Below are 20,316 nucleotides of genomic sequence, written 5' to 3'. Positions count from 1 at the left end.
GACCGACGAATGGGTCGAGGGCCGCCGCTACATGGGCCTAGAGATTCTCGGCAAAGCATGTCTGACCAGCGTCAATGCCGAAAGACACGACACCGTAATCGTCGAAACGACAGCAATCGCCGCATAAGATCAACACACACGGATCAGCGCTGGCCGCCTCTTACACCACGCCAGCGGACGTGACCCAGCCACCCGGCGGGTGGCTTGGCCCGTCACCCTCGCCACGCTGACGAAGTCCCTATCGCAATGCAGGACGGTCATCCGATGATGCTCCGCCGTGGCCGCGACAATCAGATCGACAGGACCGGCTGAACGTTGCATACCGAGGTGCGTCAACTTCAGTTGCACAGCCGCCGCCCTGTCGAAGGCCCGATCGGGAATCGGCGCCCAGGCATACAGCCCCTGCAGATCGGATGGGATCTCCTGACGATGCGCGATGGATCTCGCGGAGTAGAAGATTTCCAGCTCGGTCACCGGACACACCGCCACCAGGCCGGCATCCAGTTCATCGGCCCATGCCGCCCGAAACTCGGGCCGCAGCGAAAGTCGCACGAACGCGCTCGTGTCCACGAGGTATCTGGCAGTCACCGACGATAGTTCCGCTTGTCGAGCAACTCGTCGAAGTCGCCCCGCTCCGCCATCGCCACCAGAGCCGCGAGCGCCTCCTGTCGGCGGCGGATCCGGCCGATCTCACGCAATGCGGCGTTGACGGTTTCACTCCACCCGGATGTCCCCAGCAATTCGGCCGCATCGGCGAACTGGCCCTCATCGAGGTCGACGATGCTGCTCTCGCTCATCAGCGCCCCCATCCGATCACCAACCTTTCCAGCATAGGCTTCTAGTCGTATCACTACTTGCTTGGAACCTAGACTAGTCGCTTGCATTGATCGACTCAAGGGGGAAGGCCTGGGAGGATGGGGGCATGCTGGTTGCCTTCTCAGTCACGCCGATCGGGATCGGGGACGCCGTCGGGGACGCCGTCGCCGAAGCCGTCCGGGTCGTTCGCGCGTCCGGTCTGCCGAACCGGACCGACGCCATGTTCACCACCATCGAGGGCGAATGGGACGAGGTGATGGCCGTCGTCAAGCAGGCCGTCGACGCCGTCGCGAACGTCTCCCCCAGGGTCAGCCTGTCCCTGAAAGCCGACATCCGCCCCGGCGTCACCGGCGCGATCACCGCCAAGGTGGAGTACATCGAGCGGGTGCTCGCCGAGTGAGACGCCTGGTGATGTGGGACATCGACTACACCCTGCTGCGCGGCGGCAGGGTCGCGTCCAGCGCCTGGAAGACCGCGTTCACCGAGGTCACCGGGGTCCCCTGGCGGGACACCCCGGTCTTCGGCGGGCGCACCGACACCGACATCTGCACCGAGGTGTTCGCCGCGCACGGGGTGACCGACTGCACCCACGAGCGATTCTTCGCCCGGTACGTCGAGGTGGTGCACGAGAACCGGCACGAGTTCGCGGTGCAGGGCGCGCTGATGCCGGGCGTCCGTGAGGTGCTGGCCCGGCTCGGCGCGGACCCGGGCGTGGTGCAGACCCTGGTGACCGGCAACGTCCCGCAGGTGGCCGCGGCGAAGGTGGCGGCGTTCGGCCTGGACGGCGCGTTCGACGCCGAGGTGGGTGGTTACGGCACCGACGACAGCGTCCGGGCGACCCTGGTGCGCCGGAGCCTGGAGCGGGCCGAGGCGAAGTACGGGGAGCGGTTCCTGCCGGTGGTGATCGGTGACACGGCGCACGACGTGACCGCCGCCCTGGCCAACGACGCCGTGGCGATCGCGGTGGCGACCGGCGCCACCGCGGCCGAGGACCTGGCCGCGGCGGGCGCGCACGTGGTGCTGCCGGACCTGAGCGACCTGGCGGCCGCGGTGCGGGCCCTTACGGGCGCAAGTCCGGCGGCATCCCGGTCCACCGAAGTTCCGGCGGCAGGTGCGTGAGGTCGTTGTACATGATCAGCTGCGGATCCCGGCCCGGGACGTAACGGATCAGGGTCAGCCCGGTGTTGGCCGGCAGCAGAGACTTCCACCGGTCGTCCGGCGCCCCGAGGGCGTCCCGCACGAACCAGCCGACCTGAAAGGCGTGCGTGATCACCAGCTCGTGCGTCTCCGCCGGAGCCGTGCCGGTGAACCGGGCGATCATCGCGGCCGAGGCCGCGGGCTCGTCGGTGGGGACCCGGTCGTCGAGTTCGCCGGCGGCCGCCACCGGCACCCCGGGCAGTTGCGCCGACACCAGCGCGGCGGTCCGCACGGCCCGCACCAGCGGGCTGTGGTGGACCGCCGCGAGCGCCACCCCGGCCAGCCGCTGCCCGAGCAGGGCGGCCTGGCGTTCCCCGGCGGCGGTCAGGCCGGACTGGTCCGGGACCGCCTCGGCGTGCCGGGCGATCCACAGGTGCCGGACGGCGCTCACGTCGGGCTCACCGGGTTGGGCAGCGCACCCCCGAACCGGCGGTCGCGCTGGGCGTAGAGCTCGCACGCGTACCACAGGTGGCGACGGTCGAAGTCGGGCCAGAGGGTGTCCAGGTAGACCATCTCGGCGTACGCCGACTGCCAGAGCAGGAAGTTGGACGTGCGCTGCTCGCCGGAGGGCCGCAGGAACATGTCCACCTCGGGGATCTCCGGGTGGTACAGGTATTTCGCGATGGTCTTCTCGGTGATCTTGTCGGCCTTGAGCTTGCCGGCCGCCACGTCCCGGGCGATGGCCGCGGCCGCGTCGGCGATCTCCGCCTGGCCGCCGTAGTTGACACAGAACTGCAGGGTGAGCTTGCTGTTGTGCCTGCTCATCTCCTCGGCGGTCTGCAGCTCGGAGATGACGCTCTTCCACAGCCGGCCGGCCCGCCCGGACCAGACCACCCGCACCCCGAGGTCGACGAGCTGGTCCCGGCGGCGGCGGATGACGTCCCGGTTGAAGCCCATCAGGAAGCGCACCTCCTCCGGCGAGCGCTTCCAGTTCTCGGTGGAGAAGGCGTAGGCCGAGAGGTACGGGATGCCGATCTCGATGGCGCCCTCGATGGTGTCGAAGAGCGAGTGCTCCCCCTGCTCGTGCCCCTTGGTCCGGGACAGGCCACGCTCCTTGGCCCAGCGGCCGTTGCCGTCCATGACGACCGCGACGTGCTTGGGCAGGGCCGCCGAGGGCAGCTGGGGTGGCCGGGCACCGGAGATGTGGGGGGTGGGCGGGCGCGGGCTCACGAGTTCAACTCCCGTCGATCGACAAGCGGGAGCGAACGCAGTGCCCGCTCCATGTGCCATTGCAGGTGGGCGGCGACCAGGCCGCTGCATTCGCGGCGCACCGAGGGCTCGGTGTGATCCGCGACGGCCCAGTCGCCGGTGGTGAGGGCGGACATCAGGCCGAGAGTGGCCGGGCTGGGGTGGGCGGCGCCGGGCGGCCGGCAGTCCGGGCAGACGGCGCCGCCGGCCGGCACCGAGAACGCCGCGTGCTGGCCGGGTGTGCCGCAGACGGCGCACTCGGCGACGGCGGGCGCCCAGCCGGCGAAACCCATCGCCCGCAGCAGGTAGGCGTCGAGCACCAGGCCGCCGGAGTGCTCGCCGGCGGCGAGGGCCTTGAGCGCGCCCAGGGTGAGCTGGAAGAGCCGCAGCGCGGGCTCCCGCTCGACCGGGGTGAGCCGCTCGGCGGTCTCGCAGATGGCGCTGGCCGCGGTGTAGCGGGGATAGTCGGTGAGGAAGCTCTTGCCGTAGAGCGAGACGGCCTCGACCTGGCTGACCGAGTGCAGCGGGCTGCCCAGCCCCTCGGGGGAGCCGGCGAGCTGCAGATCGATGTGTCCGAACGGCTCGAGCCGGGCGCCGAACCGGGACGAGGTGCGGCGGACCCCGCGGGCGACGGCCCGGAGGCGGCCGTGGCGGCGGGTCAGCAGGGTGACGATCCGGTCGCTCTCACCGAGTTTCTGCACACGCAGGACCACCGCGTCGTCGCGGTAGAGCTGGCGGCGGTATCCGGCGGTCACACCCGCCATTCTGCCCGGTCCCTACGACAGACCCTGACCCGGATCTCAGGGTCGTCTCGGGGACGGGACCGATGGCGCCGGGTTGCCACCCGGAAATAGCGTCAGGGGCATGAAGAAGGTTGCGTTCCTCCTCGCCGCCGTCTCCGTGGGCGCCCTGGCCGGCTGTGACGGCGTGGCAGGCGCGCGGATGACCTTCGAGGACACCGAGACCGAGAAGATCACCGAGGTCGTGCTGGCCGGTGGCCGCGGCGACGTGATGATCACCACCGACAGCGCGGCGACGAAGACGACGATCCAGCGGATCGTCAACGGCGGCTCCGACCCCGGCTCCTCCTACCAGCGGGCCGGCAGTGTGCTCACGCTCGGCACCGACTGCGGCCACGACTGCCACCTGTCGTACCAGGTGATCACCCCGGCCGCCGTGACCGTCCGGGGCGAGCTGACCTCCGGTGACGTCTCGCTCTCCCGGACCGGCGCCGTCGATCTGCGGCTGACCTCGGGCGACGTGATGGTGGAGGACGCCACCGGCCCGGTGAAGGTGCGCACGACCGACGGCGACGTGAACGTGATCGGCGGCGCGGAGACAGTGCTGGAGGCCCGCAGCGGCGACATCAGCGTGCTGAGCGCGAAGGGCCCGGTCACCGCGCATACCGCCGCGGGCGACATCGACCTGAAGATCGCCGAGGTGACCTCGGTGACCGCGACGGCGAGCAGCGGCGACATCGACGTGCTGGTGCCGCCGGGCTCCTACAAGCTGCGCGCGGACACCCACGGCCGGAGCGAGGACGCGGAGATCATCGGGATCACCGACGACCCGTCGTCACCGAACGCGCTGACCCTGCGGGCGTCCAGCGGGGACGTCCGGGTCACCGCGGGCTGACGGCGGCGGGCAGGCGGCTGCCGGTGCCGGCCGGAGCCGGGGAGACCGGCACGGGGAGCGGCCGTCCCGGCAGCAGCGCGGGGCGCCGCCCGGCGGCCAGGTCCTCCACCCAGCCGAACAGCGCGACCATCGCGCCGAGCAGCACCAGGACCGCCGCGAGCCGCCAGCTCACCCCGGCGAGGCCGTCGATGCGCCAGCCGTGCCGTTCGCCCCACTGGGTCACGGCGATGACCGCGGGCACGTGCCAGAGGTAGATGGTGAGCGCCCGGGCGTTCAGCACGGTGAGCACCCGGTGGCCGGGGACGACAGGCCGCAGGCAGCCGAGGACGACCAGGATGAACGCGGCCGACCAGAGGGCGTTGCCGAGCGGGATGTCGTTGAGGTCGTAACCGCGCGGGCTGGGGTGGGTGACCACCCACGCGACGGCGGGAACGGCGAGCGCCGCGGCGAGGCCGAGCAGCCGGGCGCGGCCGACCCGGTCCAGGTGGCCGTCGTGGTGGGCGAACCCGAGCAGCCACGCCCCGCCGTACAGGGCCAGCCCCTCCACCACCGGCGGCACGGTCACCCCGGTCAGGGTGACGACCACCAGGGCGAGGTACGGCGTGACCACCGTGGCGAGGGGGAACCGCCGGTACACCGGCAGCACCAGCGGCGACAGCAGCACCATCCACAGGAAGTCACGCAGGTACCAGGTGTGGCCGAGCGCCTGGACCCACCAGCCGGTCGCCTCCGGGGTGTCGATCGGGAAGCCCCAGAGCAGCAGCCTCGCGTTGGCGACGGAGGTGCCGGTGATCAGCATGGCCGGCACCGCGATCAGGGCGAGCACCCAGAGCGAGGGCAGCAGGCGGCGGATCCGGCGTTCCACCGCCCACATCCCGAAGCGGTCGAGCGAGGCCGCCATCAGCGACCCCGCCAGCGCGAACATCACCGACATCGCCGGGAAGACGACGGTCAGGGTGGTCCACCCGGTGACGTGGTAGACCACCACCCGGACGGTCGCTACGGCGCGCAGCAGGTCCAGGTACCGATTTCGCATAGCCCAAGGTGTTACCCAAGGACAAGCCGCCTGTGCAAACTATGGTGAAGAACACCATAGTTGGAGAATGTCCATGTTTGGATTAAAAACCGAGCTTACGCAACTGTTTCGGGTCGCGCTGCCATTCCTTGGCCACTCGAACGTGGAGATCCAGATAGACCCGGCGGCCGATCAACTGCTCGATCTCCGCGCGCGCCCGTGAACCGACCTCCTTGAGCCTTGCCCCGCGGCTGCCGATCACAATCGACTTCTGGCTGTCGCGTTCCACATAGAGGTCCGCGAAGATCCGGGTCAGGTTGCCCTCGACCAGCATCTCCTCGACCATCACCGCGATCGAGTGCGGCAGCTCGTCGCGCACGCCCTCCAGCGCCGCCTCCCGGATCAGCTCCGCGATCAGCACCTGCTCCGGCTCGTCGGTCAGCACGTCGTCCGGGTACAGCTGCGGCGACTCCGGCATGTGCCGGACCATCACGTCGGTCAGTTGCTCCACCTGATGCCCGGAGACCGCGCTCACCGGGACGATCTCGGCGAAATCGTACAGCTCGGAGACGGCGAGCAGCCGCTGGGCCAGCACCTCCGGCGAGACCAGGTCGACCTTGGTCACCACCGCGATGACCTTGGCCTTCAGCTCGCTGACCTCCGAGGAGATGAACCGGTCGCCGCGCCCGATCGGCTCGTCCGCCGGGAAGCACACGCCGATCACGTCAACCTCGCTCCACACCTCACGGACCAGGTCGTTCAGCCGCTCGCCGAGCAGTGTCCGCGGACGGTGCAGGCCGGGCGTGTCGACCAGCACGAGCTGCGCGTCCGGCCGGTGCAGGATGCCGCGGATCACGTGCCGGGTGGTCTGCGGCTTGTTCGAGGTGATCGCGATCTTCTGGCCGACGATGGCGTTGGTCAGGGTCGATTTGCCGGCATTCGGCCGGCCGACGAAACAGGCGAAACCGGCACGGTAGACGTCGTCCTGGGGTTTCTCGACACGTGCGGCTTTGTGCCGGTGCTTCTTGCGAGGAAAAGCGTTGGGGGTACGGACGTCGCCGTCCTTCGCCGGGCCACCCCGCTCCGGGGAGCCCGCGGCACTTCCCGCCTTACCCGTAGGGTCCGCCGGAGCGCTGCCACCACGGCCGGGCGCGGCCTTACGCGTACCCGGGAAGCTCTTGGACCGGCCGACGGCGGACCCGCCACGCGCCCCGCCGGTCCTGCGCCCGCCCTGCGCCGCGCTGTCGTCGGCCGTGCGCTTCGCCGCCCGCCGCTCCTGCCGCCGCTGCTCGTTGCGCTCGCCCGGGGTGAGACGCTTCTCCTGGTTCTCCTCGGCGGCCATCAGGCGACCGTGCCGGCGAGCGAGCCGTCCGGGCCGGCCACGTGGATCGGCGCGCCGGCGGCCAGGTCACGCACCGCGGCGAACCCGTCGTCCTCCAGCGTGCCGGCCGCGGTCACCACCGCGGCCGCCTCGATCCGGGTCGCCCCGGACGCGGCGGCCTGCGCCACGGCCAGCTGCAACGCGGTCAGGGAGAGGTGCGGGAGCCGGACCGTGGCGGCCGCGTAGGTGCGGCCGTCCTGGTCACGGACCGCCGCGCCCTCGGCCGCGCCCACCCGGGTACGGGAGTGGCGCGCGAGGGTCACCAGCTTGGTGTCCTCGGCGCTCAGCTCGTCAACGGCAGGGGTCAGATCAGGCATCGGCGGGTTGTCTTTCCTCGTTCTCGGCAACGTTCTCGTCTTGTTCGGCCGCGGGCTCCGGCCGGACCCGGCGCACCAGCACCGAGTCGATCCGGTTGCGGCGGCCGGTGGTGCCCTCGGCGGTCAGGTGCAGGCCCTCCACCTCGGCCTTGGCGCCCGGGATCGGCACCCGGCCCAGCGTCTGGGCCAGCAGGCCGCCGACCGTCTCCACCTCGTCGGCGGGCAGCTCGACGCCGAAGACGGCGCCCAGGTCCTCGATCGGCAGGCGGGCGGTCACCCGCACGCTGCCGTCGTCCAGGTGGTCGATCGGCGGGCGCTCCACGTCGTACTCGTCGGTGATCTCCCCGACGATCTCCTCCAGGATGTCCTCGATCGTGACCAGGCCGGCGGTGCCACCGTACTCGTCGACGACGATCACCAGGTGGTTGCGGGCCGCCTGCATCTCCGACAGCAGGTCGTCGACCGGTTTCGACTCCGGCACGAAGTTCGCCGGGCGCATCGCCTCGGCCACCGGCTGCGAGGTGGCGTCCGGGTCGCCGTTCTGCGTCCGCCGGATCACGTCCTTCAGGTAGAGCACGCCCAGCACGTCGTCGACGCTCTCGCCGATCACCGGGATCCGCGAGAAACCGGACCGCAGGAACAGGAAGAGCGCCTGCTGCAGCGTCTTCGGCCCCTCGATCCACACCATCTCGGTCCGCGGGACCATCACCTCGCGGGCGATGGTGTCCCCCAGCGTGAACACCGAGTGGATCATCTCGCGCTCGCCGTGCTCCACCACACCGCGCTGCTCGGCCAGGTCGACCAGCTCCCGCAGCTCCACCTGGCTGCCGAACGGCCCCTCCGGGAACCCCTTGCCGGGGGTGACCGCGTTACCGATCAGGATCAGCAGTTTCGCGAGCGGGTTGAGCACCTTGCCGAGCCAGCGCACCAGCGGGGCGGTCGCCCGGCCCACCGCGTAGGCGTGCTGGCGGCCCAGCGTCCGCGGCGCCACACCCACCACCACGAAGCTGACCAGCGTCATCGTGCCGGCCGACACCAGCGCGGCCGGCCAGCCGACCCCCCAGGTGTCCACCGCCACCAGCGCCACCAGCGTGGTCGCGGTCAGCTCGCAGAGCAGTCGCAGCAGCAGGAGCAGGTTGACGTAGCGGACCACGTCGGAGGCGACCGCCGCCAGCGCGCCGGCGCCCCGCTGCCCCTCCCGCTCCAGCTCGGCGGCCCGGGCCTGGGAGACGGTCGCCAGCGCGGCGTCGGTCATCGAGGCCAGGCCGGCGAGCAGCACCAGCAGGACAGCGAAGATGATCAGCTGCAGGTCCGGCAGGCCGGCCGAGGCGGGGTCCACGATCAGCCGGCTTTACGCCCGGCACGCCAGCTCTGCAGAAGCTTGTTCTGCAGAGCGAACATCTCCCGCTCCTCGTCCGGCTCGGCATGGTCGTAGCCGAGCAGGTGCAGCGCCCCGTGCACGGTGAGCAGGTGCAGCTCGTCGGCGGCGGTGTGCCCGGCCACGGTGGCCTGCTTGGCGGCCACCTCCGGCGAGAGCACGATGTCGCCCAGCAGCGCCGGCTCGCCCGCGCCCGACTCGCCGGGGCCGTGGTCGACGCTGCCCTCGTCCATCGGGAACGCGAGCACGTCGGTCGGCCCGTCGCTGCCCATCCAGCGATGGTTCAGCTCGGCCATGTAGTCGATGTCGACGAGCAGGATCGACAGCTCCGCGAGCGGGTTGACCCCCATCTCGTCCAGGGCGTGCCGGGCAACCGCGAGGATCGCGTCGGTGTCGACCTCGACTCCCGACTCGTTGGCGATCTCGATGGACATAGTGCTGCGATTACCCCTTGCGAATCAGCGCCGGCGGCCCTGCGCCCGGCCACCGCTGGCGGCCCGGCCCGGCACGGCGTGGACGGATTGTGCTGCCTGTTGCTCCTGCACGGCGTCGAAACGCGCGTACGCGTCGACGATCTCGGCGACCAGCCGGTGCCGCACCACGTCGGAGCTGGACAGCTCCGCGAAGTGCACGTCCTCGACATCGCGCAGGATCTCCCGCACGATCTTGAGCCCACTGGTCGTCCCGCCGGGCAGGTCGACCTGGGTGACGTCACCGGTCACCACGATCTTCGCCCCGAACCCGAGCCGGGTCAGGAACATCTTCATCTGCTCGGGCGTGGTGTTCTGCGCCTCGTCCAGAATGATGAACGCGTCGTTCAGGGTACGGCCGCGCATGTAGGCCAGTGGCGCGACCTCGATCGTGCCCGCCGCCATCAGGCGCGGGATCGTCTCGGGGTCGAGCATGTCGTGCAGCGCGTCGTAGAGCGGCCGCAGATAGGGGTCGATCTTCTCGGTGAGCGAGCCGGGCAAAAACCCGAGCCGCTCCCCCGCCTCGACCGCCGGCCGGGTCAGGATGATCCGGTTGATCTGCTTGGCCTGCAGCGCCTGCACGGCCTTGGCCATCGCCAGATACGTCTTTCCGGTGCCGGCGGGGCCGATGCCGAAGACGATGGTGTTCTGGTCGATCGCGTCGACGTACTTCTTCTGCCCCAGGGTCTTGGGCCGGATGGTGCGCCCGCGCCGGGACAGGATGTTGAGGGTGAGCACCTCCGCCGGGCGCTCCGAGGTGTTCTCCTCGAGCATCCGGAGAGTGCGGCGGACGGCGTCGACGCTGAGCGTCTCGCCCTTCTCGATGAGTTCGATCAACTCGGAGAAGAGGCGCTCGGCGATCGCGTTCTCGCCGGGATCGCCGGTGATGGTGATCTCGTTGCCGCGGACGTGCACGTCACTGTCGAGGTTGCGCTCGATGAGCCGGAGGATCTCGTCCTTGGCGCCGAGCAGGTTCACCATGATCTTCGGATCGTTCACCGAGATCTTGGTCTGCGCCCGCACCGGGCTGGTCGAGCCAGTGCTGGATTCGTTCGGCGTACCGGTCATAGGGTGGCCCGAAGGGCCTCCGCCACCTGCTCTCTTCTTCATCGCCGTCCGTGTCGGGCGGCTCGCTCAAGGATCGTGCCATCCTATCCGCTCGCCCGCCCGCCCGCCGATGCCATTATCAGCCGGTGCGGCTAACCGGGGCCGTCGGAGGCCCGGCCACCGTCGAAGCCCTCCTGCATCCGGGTGAACCGATAGGTCGCCCAGTGCATCCGGACCACCGCCCCGCCGTCGTCGCGGGTGAGCCGCAGCAACTCGCCGGCCTCCCGCCCGGAGACGGTCCGCAGCACGTCCGGCTCCGCCCCCGGCGCGAAGACCGCCGGCGGCCGCCCGGCCGGCGCGTCCGCCACCCGCGCCTGCAGCCGCCCGTCGTGCCAGGCGAAGACGAACTCGGTGCCCTCGCTCCACCACCGGCCCAGGATCGACCGGTAGGACGCCGGCGCGGGCGGCGCCGGCCGCCACGGGGTGATCTCCGCCGGATCCAGCTCGACGGCCAGCCGCAGCAGCTCGTGCACCAGCTCGTTGGTCTCCCCCGCGGTGCCGGACGAACCGAGCACCGCACAGCCCAGCGCGCCCGGGTTGCCGTCCCCGCCGCGCCGCCCGTACACCCCGGCCAGGAAGCCCGGCATCGCCCCGTCGTGGCCGACGTGCACGACCCGCTTGCCCTCCGGGACCAGGATCAGCCCGAGACCGAACCCGGCCGCCCACAGCGTCTCGTCGGTGGTGGTCAGCGGCCAGCGCATCTCGTCGACGGTCGCCGCCGCCAGCACCCCGCCGTCCGGGTCGATGGTCTCCGGCGCCGCCAGGAAGGCCGCCCAGCGGGCCATGTCCGTGGCGGTGCTCCACAGCTGCGCGGCCGGCGCGACCCCGGCCAGATCGACTGGCGGCTCCGGGCGGACCGCGTCGGAGTACGCGTCGACCAGGTAGCCGACGACCGCCTCCGCCGGGGCCGCGACGGTGGTGCGGGACAGGCCCAGCGGGGTCAGGATCCGTTCGGTGAGGACCTCCGCCCAGGTGCCGCCGCGCAGCCGGGCGACCAGCTGGCCGAGGACGGCGAGGCCGAGGTTGGAGTAGTGGAAACGGCGGGCGTTGGGCAGCACCCGCTCGGTCCGGGCCAGCTCGGCGATCAGGCGGCCGGCATCCGGGGTGATCAGGGTGTCCCAGACGTCGCCGTACGGCTCCCGCTGGAACCCGGCGGTGTGCGAGAGCAGCCGCCGGATGGTGGCGTCGCCGTGCGCGGGCACGTCCAGGTACGCCGAGACCGGCTGGTCCAGGTCCAGCAGCCCCTCGTCGCGGGCCTGCATGATCAGCGTCGCGGTGAACGTCTTGGTGACCGAGCCGATCCGGAACCGGCTGTCCGGCCCGAGCGGGTGCGCCGGGTTCCCGGAGTCACCGACGGTGAGGACCCACGGCTCCCGGTCGGCGCGGTGCAGCGCCACCGAGAGGGCCGGGATCCGGCCGGCGGCCTGGGCCCGGCGGGCGGCCCGCTCGTAGCGCGGGGTGGGCGCGCTCACCGACGGGCCAGCATCGGGCCCAGCGGGGCGCCGCCGACGACGTGCGCGTGCACGTGGAAGACCTCCTGGCCGCCGTGCGCGCCGGTGTTGAAGATGACCCGGAAACCGTCGGTCAGGCCCTCCAGCTCGGCCACCTTCGCGGCGGTGGCGAGCACGTCGGCGGCCGCTGACGGGTCGGTGGCGAGCTCGATCACATTGGCGTGGTGGGTGACCGGGATCACCAGGACGTGGCTGGGCGCCTTGGGGTCGATGTCCCGGAACGCGACTGTCGTCTCGGTGCGGTGCACGACGGTCGCGGGGATCTCGCCGGCCACGATGCGACAGAACAGGCAGGTGTTTTCCACCCGATGGATCTTATGGGCCCGGGTTCGATCTTCACCGGCTGGCTCTCAGGGCTGTCTCCCGGGTGTCGAGACAGCCCTCAGAACCGGCCGGGGTTACCAGCGGCCGAGGCGGGTGGAGAGGACGGCGAGAGCGGCCACACCCGCCGTCGAGGTACGCAGCACCGCGTCACCCAGGCGGACCGGGACGGCGCCCGCCGTACGGAAGACGTCCAGCTCGGCGTCACTGATCCCACCTTCCGGGCCGACCACGAGCACGATCTCACCGGAGTCCGGCAGGACTGCCGTGGTCAGCCGCTCGGTCGCCTCCTCGTGCAGCACGAACGCCGCCGTCGCGGCCGCCAGCCGGGCCGCGACCTGTCTCGTGGAGCAGTCCGGTTCGCCGGCGACCACCGGCAGCCAGGATCGGCGGGCCTGCTTGGCGGCCTCCCGGGCGGTCGCCGCCCACTTGTCCCGTGCTTTGAACCCGCGGTCGCCACGCCACTGCGCCACCGACCGGGAAGCCGCCCACGGCACGATCTCGTCGACGCCGGCCTCGGTCATCGCCTGGACGGCCAGCTCACCCCGGTCGCCCTTGGCGATGCCCTGCACCACGGTCAGCCGGGGGTCCGGGGCGGGCTCCCCGGCGACGCTGAGCACCGTGACGTCGACACTGCCCCGGCCGACGGCGGTCACCTCGGCGCGCGCGGTCCCGCCCCGGCCGTCGGCGAGGATCAGCGACTCACCGGCCCGGAGCCGCTGCACGGTGGCGGCGTGATGTCCCTCCGGCCCGTCCAGCGTGAAGGACGATCCGGTGGGCAGGCTCTCGACCAGGAACAGTGGTGCGGACATGCCCGCACGGTACCGGGCTCACGGCGTACCCGAGCAGGGGTGTCCGGGACCGCGCGGGGACGCCACGCGGAACCCGGACGGCGACCGTTAGTGGCCGTTGAAAGCGTCGCGCATGCGGCTGAAGAAGCCGCCCTGCTTGCTGAGCTCCGCCACGTCCTCGCCACGGGTCTTGGCGAAGTCGCGGAGCATCCGCTCCTGGTCGGCGGTGAGCTTGGTCGGCGTCTTGACGTCGAGGTGCACGAACAGCTCGCCGCGGCCCTGACCGCGCAGGTGCGGCACGCCCTTGCCACGGATCCGCAGCGTGCTGGCCGGCTGGGTGCCCGGCTTGACCTCGATGTTCTCCTCGCCGTCGAGGGTCTTGATGGTCATCCGGGTGCCGAGCGCGGCCGCGGTCATCGGCAGCGTGACGCGGCAGTGCAGGTCGTCGCCCTTGCGCGAGTAGACGTCGTGCGGGCGCTCGTGGATCTCCACGTAGAGGTCGCCGGCGGTGCCGCCGCCGGGACCGACCTCGCCCTGCTGGGCCAGGCGGATCCGCATGCCGTCCTCGACGCCCGCCGGGATCTTGACGGTGAGGGAGCGGCGGGTCCGGATCCGGCCGTCGCCCGCGCACGTCGGGCACGGGGTGGGGATGGTCGTGCCGTGACCCTGGCAGTTCTGGCAGGGGCGGGACGAGACGACCTGGCCGAGGAAGGTCCGCTGCACCGACTGGACCTCGCCGCGGCCGGAGCACACGTCACAGGTGGCCAGGTGGGTGCCGGGCGCGGTGCCGGCGCCGGAGCACTGGGTGCAGAGCACCGCGGTGTCGACGGTGATCGGCGCCTCCACCCCGAAGGCCGTCTCGACCAGGTCGAGCTCCAGCCGCAGGATCGCGTCGGCGCCGGGGCGGGTGCGCGGGCGCGGGCCCCGGGAGCCACCGCCGGCGGCGGTGCCGAAGAACGCGTCCATGATGTCCTGGAAACCGACGAACGGGCCGGCCCCGCCGGCGCCGCCGGGCATGCCGCCGCCGGGCGCGAGAGGGTCACCGCCGAGGTCGACGACCTGACGCTTCTGGTCGTCGGAGAGAACCTCGTACGCCGCGTTGATCTCTTTGAACTTGTCGTGCGCCTCCGGATCGGGGTTGACGTCCGGGTGGTACTGCCGAGCCAGTTTGCGGTAGGCGCGCTTGATCTCGTCGTCGGTGGCGTCCCGGCTCACACCGAGAATTCCGTAATAGTCCTTGGCCACGGGGTTTGGAGTCCTCAATGTCTGCGCGAATCCGTCAATTCTGTGCCAACAGGTCGCCAACGTAGCGTGCCACTGCACGAACGGTAGCGATAGTGCCGGGGTAGTCCATCCGGGTGGGGCCCAGCACACCGAGCCCACCAACGATCGTGGTGCCCGGTCCGTAACCGCTGCTCACCACGGACGCCGACCGCAGGTTGTCGATCTGGTTCTCGTCGCCGATCAGGACCCGGGTGGTGCGGGGCTCCAGATCGCCGATGAGCTTCAGAAGGATGACCTCCTCCTCGAGGGCTTCGAGGACGGGCCGCAGTGTGCCCTGGAAGTCCAGCACACCGCCGCGTGTCAAGTTGGCCGTACCGGCGAGCGCGAGGCGCTCCTCACTCCGCTCGACCAGGGTCTCCAGCAGGACCGAGGCGAGACAGGTCATCGTGCCGCGCCGCTCCGGATCGGTCTCCTCGACGAGTTTCTGCACCAGGGCGGGGGTGTCGGCGAGGCGCTGACCGGCCAGTTTCTCGTTGACCCGGCGGCGCAGGTCCCACACGTCGCCGTCGCCGATCGGGCCGGGCATCTCGACCAGGCGCTGCTCGACCCGGCCGGTGTCGGTGATCATCACGAGCATCAGGCGGGTCGTGGAGATCGGGACCAGCTCGAGATGCCGGACGGCCGAGCGGGACAGGCTCGGATATTGCACGACGGCGACCTGGCGGGTCAGCTGGGCGAGCAGCCGGACCGTGCGGTGCACCACGTCGTCGAGGTCGACGGCGCCGATCATGAACCGCTCGATGGCACGGCGCTCGGCCGGGCTGAGCGGCTTGATCTTGGTGAGCCGGTCGACGAAGAGCCGGTAGCCGGCGTCGGTGGGCACCCGGCCGGCGCTGGTGTGCGGCTGCCGGATGTAGCCCTCCTCCTCCAGCACCGCCATGTCGTTGCGCACGGTGGCCGGGGAGACGCCGAGTTTGTGCCGGTCGACCAGAGCCTTGCTGCCCACCGGCTCCTGGGTCTCGACGTAGTCCTCGACGATCGCCCGGAGCACCTCGAGCTTGCGGTCATCCAGACTCATATGACCCCTCCCCCTGTTGGCACTCCCGCTAATAGAGTGCCAGTCTACGTCGCGGGCGGCGGCAGCGCGATGATCGAAAGTACGTACCGGCTTCGGATTACGGCTGCCGGGATCCCCTCACAGGACGTCCCGGACGACCGCGTCGGCCAGGAGACGGCCCCGGAGGGTCAGGGCGAGACGGCCCGCCGCGTACGCCTCGGGCTCCAACAGGCCGTCGGCCAGCGCCCGCGCGGCGCCCGTGGCGTCCACCCGGTCGAGCGGGATGCCGTCACGCAGCCGCACCCGCAGCATCACGTCCTCCATGTGCCGGTCGTCATCGGTGAGCAACTCCCGGGCGTGTCCGGGGGAGGTTCCGGCGGCGAGGCGTTTCGCGTACGCCGACGGATGCTTGACGTTCCACCAGCGGACCCCGCCGACGTGGCTGTGCGCGCCCGGCCCCAGGCCCCACCAGTCGGCGCCGGTCCAGTACAGCAGGTTGTGCCGGCACTCCCCGCCCGGTTTCGCCCAGTTCGACACCTCGTACCACCCGAATCCGGCGTCGGTCAGCGCCGCCTCGGCGGCCAGGTAGCGGTCGGCGGCCACGTCGTCCGAGGGGTAGGGCAGCTCGCCCCGCCGCATCAGCGACGCCATCCGGGTGCCGTCCTCGACGATCAGCGCGTAGGCGCTCACGTGATCCACCCCGGCGTCGACGACGGCCCGCAGGGACCGCGCGAAGTCGTCCTCCGACTCCCCCGGCGTGCCGTAGATCAGGTCCAGGTTGACGTGCTCGAACCCGGCCTCGCGGGCCTCGGTCGCGGCCTGCGGCGCCCGGCCGGCGGTGTGCTTGCGGTCGAGGACGCGCAGCACGCCGGCCGCCGCCGACTGCATGCCGAGCGAGATCCGGGTGAAGCCGGCCCGCCGCAGGTCTCGCAGATAGTGCGGATCAACCGATTCCGGGTTGGCCTCGGTGGTCACCTCGGCGCCCGGGGCCAGGCCCCAGGTCCGGTCGACGCCCTCCAGGATCCGGCCCAGGTCGCCGGCGCTGAGCAGGGTCGGCGTGCCGCCGCCGACGAAGACCGTGTCCACCCGGCCGGGCTCGATCACCCGGGCGGCCAGGGCGAGCTCGGCCAGGACGGTGTCCGCGTACTCCTCGCGGCTCGCGCCGCCGCCCAGCTCACCGGCGGTGTACGTGTTGAAGTCGCAGTAGCCGCAGCGGCTCGCGCAGAACGGGACGTGGACGTAGACGGCGAACCCGTCCTTGCCCACCCGACGGGTGGCCTCGTCGGGGAGGGACCCGTCAGCGGGTACGGGTTCACCATCGGGGAGTGCGCCGGCCATCCGACAAGTGTGCACGTCTTACAGTTCCGGGATGGATCTGGTCCGTACCGTCACCGCCGCCGGCGTGACCACGATGACACTCGACAACCCCGGCAACCGCAACGCGCTGTCGACCGCCCTGCTCACGAAGCTGCTCGACGCGCTGGCCGCGTCCGCCGCCGACCCGGACAGCCGGGTCGTGGTCCTCTCGCACACCGGCCCGGTCTTCTGCTCCGGCGTCGACCTGCGGGAGACCGCCGCGGCCGGGCCCGGCGACCGGCTGCCCGCGGAGATGCTCGCCGACGTCCTGGCCGTGCTCTGGGAGTTCCCGAAACCGGTGATCGCCCGGATCGGCGGCCCGGCCCGGGCCGGTGGTCTCGGCCTGATCGGCGCGGCCGACATCGCGGTCTGCGCCCGGTCGGCCACCTTCGCCTTCACCGAGGTACGGCTCGGCGTGATCCCCGCTGTGATCAGCGCCACCGTGCTGCCCCGGCTGGCGCCCCGGGCCGCCGCCGAGCTCTACCTCACCGGTGACGTCTTCGACGGGCCCCGGGCCGCCGAGATCGGCCTGGTCACCGCGGCCGTCGCGGAGGAGGACCTGGACGCCGCGGTGTCCGGCTACTGCGCGTCGCTGCTGCGGGGTGGCCCGCTCGCGCTCGCCGGGACGAAACAACTGCTGCGGCGTACGCGCAACGAATCGATCCGGGCCGACCTGGCCGATCTCGCCCACCGTTCGTCCGGATACTTCAAGTCGGCCGAAGGCCGGGAGGGTGTCGCCGCGGCCCGGGAGAAGCGGGATCCACGCTGGGTCCGGTGACCGTCCCACGGAAGATCATCTCGGTCGGGTGCCCGCGCAGCGGTGACGCCCGGCCGCGAGCGCTCGTTGTCTAGGCTTGGCGTCCGAATCGACAGGAGGTGGGGGTGCGAGCGAAACCGGTCCTGGGCGTGGTCGCCCTGCTGGCCCTCATCGCCGTGGCCGGTGTGGCCGTTCTGGTCAACAACGTGGCCGACAGCATCACACTGCCCCGGCTCGGCCCGGAGTGCACGGTCAACGCCGACGGCAAGGTCACCCTGGACACCGCCCAGATGGCCAACGCGGCGACCATCGCCGCGGTCGGCGTCCGGCGCAACATGCCCGAGCGGGCCGTCGTGGTCGCGCTGGCCACCGCGTTCCAGGAGTCCAAGCTGGAGAACCTGGACAGCGGCGACCGCGACTCGGTCGGCCTCTTCCAGCAACGCCCCAGCCAGGGCTGGGGCACGATCGAGCAGATCAGCGACCCGAGGTACGCCGCCGACAAGTTCTACGTGGCCCTCAAGAAGGTCAAGGGCTGGGAGAAGATGCGGGTCACCGACGCCGCGCAGAAGGTGCAGCGCTCGGCCTACCCCGAGGCCTACGAGAAGTGGGCCGACGAGTCGAAGGTGCTGGCCGCCGCCCTGACCGGCCGGGCCACCGGCGCTGTCGAGTGCGTCGTGCCGGACGATCCGACGGTCCGCGGCGCGGAGGCGGCCACCGCTCTGCTGGCCAGCCTGCGGCTCGACTGGGGCAAGAAACTGTCCGCCCAGGCGCACAGCGCCGAGGCGGTGGCCGGGCTGACCCTCGACGTGGCCAACCCGAACACCGGCTGGCGGTTCGCGCACTGGCTGGTCTCGCACGCCTCCGCCACCGGTCTCGAACGGGTACGTTTCGGTGACCTGGAATGGCGTGCCCCCGAGGGGAAATGGCAGCCGGTGGCCGACGGCAGAGGCGGCAACCAGGCACAGGTCGTGGCCGAGGTGTTCCGGTGATCTCCCCCTCCAGGTTGCGCTGCGTATATATCGACATGGACACTGCGCAACCACCCTGGTACTAAGTAGGGCGTGCTGACGGCGACCGTGTGGCTCCTGCTGGGGGTGGGAAGCGCCGGCGCGATCCTCCTCGGTGTACGCCGCCACCGCCCGGCCCGCCGCGCCCCGTGGCTTCTGCTGGCCGGCTCGCTCGCGGCCCTGTCGGCCGGCGACGTCCTCTTCGAGTTCCACCGCACCGCCCTCGCCGACACCGCCTACCTGGCGATGTTCGCCCTGGTCGCGCTGAGCCTGCTGCAGTTCACCCGGGGCGGGGCGCTGCTCGTCGACCGGGCCCGCCTGATCGACCTGGTGGCGTTCGCCTGCGCCGCCATGCTGGTGGTCTGGGTGTTCGTGGTCAGCCCGGCCGGCCGGTTCGCGACGGTGTCGCCCGCCGACGTGATCGGCGACCTGCTGCTGATCGCCGTGGCGGTGCGCCTGCTCACCGCCGACCCGCGTAATCCCGCCGCGATCCTGCTGGTCACCGGCGGCGCCGCGATGCTCGCCGGGGACGTGTTCTATCCGCTGACCGGCGGAAGCGAGGTGGCCGAGTCCGCGTTCGTGGTGCTGTACGTGGCCTGGGGCGCGTCGGCGCTGCACCCGTCGATGGCCCGGCTCACCGAGCCGCGCCCGCCCCGGATGTCGCCGTGGCGGTTCCGGGACACCGCCCTGCTCGCCGCCTCCGCCGCCACCCCGCCGTTCGTGCTGATCGTCGAGGCGCTCACCGGGACGGTGCGCAACGGATTGGTGATCGCCGTCACCGGAACGATCACCCTGGTGCTCACCATCACCCGGCTCGCCGACGCCATCCACCAGCACAGTCAGGCCCTGGCCCGGGAACGCGCGCTGCGGTCCGCGAACACCGCGCTGGTCTCGGCCTCCGACCCGCCCGCCGTCGAGGCGGCGGTGCGGGCCGCGGTCGCCCGGTTGCTGCCGCCCTCGGCCGTCCGGACCGTGATCCTCGCCACAGACGACTGCCGGCGGGACGCGGCCGGGCCCGGTTCCCGCAGTTTCTGGTCCGCCGACGACGGCGGGGACCCCACCCTGATCTGCCCGCTCCGGCTGGAACCGCTCGCCGTGGCCCGGCCCGGCGGTGGCGCGCTGATCGTCACCGGCGACCGGGCCGCGCTCCTGGCCGGCCGGGACGCGCTCGAGGTGCTGGCCGGCGCGACCGCGCTCGCCCTCGACCGGATCACCCTGGTGGAGGCGGTCGGCCGCCGGGACAGCGACCTCTACCTGCGGGCGGTCACCGGCAACACCGCGGAGATCATGGCAGTGCTCGACGCCGACCACCGGATCCGGTACGCCAGCCCGGGCCTGCGCCGGCTGGCCGGGGTCGCGGAGCTGCCGCCGCTCACGGCTTTCGAGGATCTGGTTCACCCCGACGACCAGGCGACGGTACGCCGTGCCCTGCTCGCCGAGGGCGACGGCAAGGTCTACTGCGCCCTCTCCAAGCCGGACGGCGGCCAGGTGCTCGCCGAGGTGGTCTACCGGGATCTGCGGGACGACCGGCTCGTCCAGGGCCTGGTCGTGACGCTCCGGGCGGTCACCAGCCGCGGCGACGTGACCGAACCGGCCCCGCACCACGAGCACCAGGGCGAGCCGCCCGCGTGGGTGAACCGCCGCAGCGCCCGCCACAAGTTCCGCTACTGAAAACCCGGCTGGTCGTGGGGGGGTGGGTGTGGGCGGGGGGGGCACCCCCCCGCCCCCGCCGGTGGGGGGCCGCCACAAGGGGTATGGCGGGGGCCGCGGGGGGGGGGGGGGGGCGGG

22 protein-coding genes and 1 pseudogene are annotated in these 20,316 nt (G+C 71.8%); 6 read left to right on the top strand and 17 right to left on the bottom strand.

What is annotated here, in order from left to right; translation table 11 throughout:
• Nucleotides 1-129: 129 nt before the first annotated feature.
• Together ACZ3II_RS42010 and ACZ3II_RS42005 are read right to left on the bottom strand one after the other, a co-directional pair.
• Nucleotides 130-588: a PIN domain-containing protein gene (locus ACZ3II_RS42010; RefSeq protein ID WP_465526198.1), complete on the bottom strand. Its 459-nt coding sequence runs from the start codon at nt 586-588 to the stop codon at nt 130-132.
• Nucleotides 585-797 carry a type II toxin-antitoxin system VapB family antitoxin gene (locus ACZ3II_RS42005; RefSeq protein ID WP_465526196.1) on the bottom strand — a complete coding sequence of 71 codons (213 nt, stop codon included), beginning with the start codon at nt 795-797 and terminating at the stop codon, nt 585-587. The genes ACZ3II_RS42010 and ACZ3II_RS42005 overlap by 4 nt, the downstream gene beginning before the upstream one ends.
• 125 nt (nt 798-922) lie before the next feature.
• Here ACZ3II_RS42005 and ACZ3II_RS42000 point away from each other — a divergent pair, with 125 nt between their 5' ends.
• Together ACZ3II_RS42000 and ACZ3II_RS41995 are read left to right on the top strand one after the other, a co-directional pair.
• The gene (locus ACZ3II_RS42000) at nt 923-1,216 is read left to right on the top strand and encodes an MTH1187 family thiamine-binding protein (protein ID WP_465526194.1); all 294 of its coding nucleotides are present in this window, start codon (nt 923-925) and stop codon (nt 1,214-1,216) included.
• The gene (locus ACZ3II_RS41995; RefSeq protein WP_465526192.1) at nt 1,213-1,935 is read left to right on the top strand and encodes a haloacid dehalogenase-like hydrolase; all 723 of its coding nucleotides are present in this window, start codon (nt 1,213-1,215) and stop codon (nt 1,933-1,935) included. Before ACZ3II_RS42000 ends, ACZ3II_RS41995 begins: the two co-directional genes overlap by 4 nt.
• On the opposite strand, the gene ACZ3II_RS41990 is transcribed toward ACZ3II_RS41995, so the two are convergent.
• From ACZ3II_RS41990 to recO, 3 genes are read right to left on the bottom strand one after another with little or no spacing between them, the layout of a single operon-like run.
• Nucleotides 1,877-2,404 carry a histidine phosphatase family protein gene (locus ACZ3II_RS41990; RefSeq protein WP_465526190.1) on the bottom strand — a complete coding sequence of 176 codons (528 nt, stop codon included), beginning with the start codon at nt 2,402-2,404 and terminating at the stop codon, nt 1,877-1,879. The genes ACZ3II_RS41995 and ACZ3II_RS41990 overlap by 59 nt on opposite strands.
• Nucleotides 2,401-3,183, bottom strand: coding sequence for an isoprenyl transferase (locus tag ACZ3II_RS41985; RefSeq protein ID WP_043526231.1), 783 nt, complete (start codon nt 3,181-3,183; stop codon nt 2,401-2,403). Before ACZ3II_RS41985 ends, ACZ3II_RS41990 begins: the two co-directional genes overlap by 4 nt.
• Nucleotides 3,180-3,965 (bottom strand): DNA repair protein RecO, encoded by a 786-nt coding sequence (gene recO / locus ACZ3II_RS41980; RefSeq protein ID WP_465526188.1) that lies wholly within the window; start codon nt 3,963-3,965, stop codon nt 3,180-3,182. The genes ACZ3II_RS41985 and recO overlap by 4 nt, the downstream gene beginning before the upstream one ends.
• 100 nt (nt 3,966-4,065) lie before the next feature.
• Here recO and ACZ3II_RS41975 point away from each other — a divergent pair, with 100 nt between their 5' ends.
• Nucleotides 4,066-4,836 (top strand): DUF4097 family beta strand repeat-containing protein, encoded by a 771-nt coding sequence (locus ACZ3II_RS41975; protein WP_465526186.1) that lies wholly within the window; start codon nt 4,066-4,068, stop codon nt 4,834-4,836.
• Here the strand turns inward: ACZ3II_RS41975 and ACZ3II_RS41970 are convergent.
• From ACZ3II_RS41970 to hemW, 12 genes and pseudogenes are all read right to left on the bottom strand, one after another.
• Nucleotides 4,823-5,872, bottom strand: a complete 1,050-nt coding sequence (locus tag ACZ3II_RS41970; protein WP_465526184.1) for an acyltransferase family protein — start codon at nt 5,870-5,872, stop codon at nt 4,823-4,825. The two genes, ACZ3II_RS41975 and ACZ3II_RS41970, sit on opposite strands and share 14 nt — an antisense overlap.
• A gap of 82 nt (nt 5,873-5,954) precedes the next feature.
• Nucleotides 5,955-6,830: pseudogene (gene era, locus ACZ3II_RS41965) on the bottom strand (GTPase Era); the annotation flags it as partial.
• Between the two features lie 362 nt (nt 6,831-7,192).
• Nucleotides 7,193-7,549 carry a cytidine deaminase gene (locus ACZ3II_RS41960; protein WP_465526182.1) on the bottom strand — a complete coding sequence of 119 codons (357 nt, stop codon included), beginning with the start codon at nt 7,547-7,549 and terminating at the stop codon, nt 7,193-7,195.
• Nucleotides 7,542-8,894, bottom strand: a complete 1,353-nt coding sequence (locus ACZ3II_RS41955; RefSeq protein WP_465526202.1) for a hemolysin family protein — start codon at nt 8,892-8,894, stop codon at nt 7,542-7,544. The genes ACZ3II_RS41960 and ACZ3II_RS41955 overlap by 8 nt, the downstream gene beginning before the upstream one ends.
• Nucleotides 8,891-9,361 (bottom strand): rRNA maturation RNase YbeY, encoded by a 471-nt coding sequence (gene ybeY, locus ACZ3II_RS41950; protein ID WP_465526180.1) that lies wholly within the window; start codon nt 9,359-9,361, stop codon nt 8,891-8,893. The genes ACZ3II_RS41955 and ybeY overlap by 4 nt, the downstream gene beginning before the upstream one ends.
• Before the next feature lie 24 nt (nt 9,362-9,385).
• Nucleotides 9,386-10,465 (bottom strand): PhoH family protein, encoded by a 1,080-nt coding sequence (locus ACZ3II_RS41945; protein ID WP_465526178.1) that lies wholly within the window; start codon nt 10,463-10,465, stop codon nt 9,386-9,388.
• Between the two features lie 131 nt (nt 10,466-10,596).
• On the bottom strand, nt 10,597-11,976 hold the full coding sequence (locus tag ACZ3II_RS41940; RefSeq protein ID WP_465526176.1) for a serine hydrolase domain-containing protein: 1,380 nt from the start codon (nt 11,974-11,976) through the stop codon (nt 10,597-10,599).
• The gene (locus tag ACZ3II_RS41935) at nt 11,973-12,320 is read right to left on the bottom strand and encodes an HIT domain-containing protein (RefSeq protein WP_465526174.1); all 348 of its coding nucleotides are present in this window, start codon (nt 12,318-12,320) and stop codon (nt 11,973-11,975) included. The genes ACZ3II_RS41940 and ACZ3II_RS41935 overlap by 4 nt, the downstream gene beginning before the upstream one ends.
• A 93-nt stretch (nt 12,321-12,413) precedes the next feature.
• Entirely contained in the window at nt 12,414-13,148 is a 735-nt protein-coding gene (locus ACZ3II_RS41930; protein ID WP_465526172.1) for a 16S rRNA (uracil(1498)-N(3))-methyltransferase, read from the bottom strand.
• Nucleotides 13,149-13,235: 87 nt separating this feature from the next.
• Nucleotides 13,236-14,372, bottom strand: a complete 1,137-nt coding sequence (gene dnaJ / locus ACZ3II_RS41925) for a molecular chaperone DnaJ (protein ID WP_465526170.1) — start codon at nt 14,370-14,372, stop codon at nt 13,236-13,238.
• Between the two features lie 34 nt (nt 14,373-14,406).
• Nucleotides 14,407-15,429 carry a heat-inducible transcriptional repressor HrcA gene (gene hrcA / locus ACZ3II_RS41920; RefSeq protein WP_465526168.1) on the bottom strand — a complete coding sequence of 341 codons (1,023 nt, stop codon included), beginning with the start codon at nt 15,427-15,429 and terminating at the stop codon, nt 14,407-14,409.
• Nucleotides 15,430-15,546: 117 nt separating this feature from the next.
• The gene (gene hemW, locus ACZ3II_RS41915) at nt 15,547-16,746 is read right to left on the bottom strand and encodes a radical SAM family heme chaperone HemW (protein ID WP_465526166.1); all 1,200 of its coding nucleotides are present in this window, start codon (nt 16,744-16,746) and stop codon (nt 15,547-15,549) included.
• Between the two features lie 31 nt (nt 16,747-16,777).
• Here hemW and ACZ3II_RS41910 point away from each other — a divergent pair, with 31 nt between their 5' ends.
• From ACZ3II_RS41910 to ACZ3II_RS41900, 3 genes are all read left to right on the top strand, one after another.
• Nucleotides 16,778-17,542, top strand: a complete 765-nt coding sequence (locus ACZ3II_RS41910; protein ID WP_465526164.1) for an enoyl-CoA hydratase-related protein — start codon at nt 16,778-16,780, stop codon at nt 17,540-17,542.
• Nucleotides 17,543-17,640: 98 nt separating this feature from the next.
• A complete protein-coding gene (locus ACZ3II_RS41905; protein WP_465526162.1) occupies nt 17,641-18,510 on the top strand; it encodes a hypothetical protein in 870 nt (289 codons plus the stop codon).
• Between the two features lie 72 nt (nt 18,511-18,582).
• Nucleotides 18,583-20,199 (top strand): diguanylate cyclase, encoded by a 1,617-nt coding sequence (locus ACZ3II_RS41900; protein ID WP_465526160.1) that lies wholly within the window; start codon nt 18,583-18,585, stop codon nt 20,197-20,199.
• Nucleotides 20,200-20,316 lie beyond the last annotated feature (117 nt).

The organism is Actinoplanes sp. NPDC019969, assembly GCF_055562375.1.
This window is presented reverse-complemented; position numbering and strand designations above follow the sequence as displayed.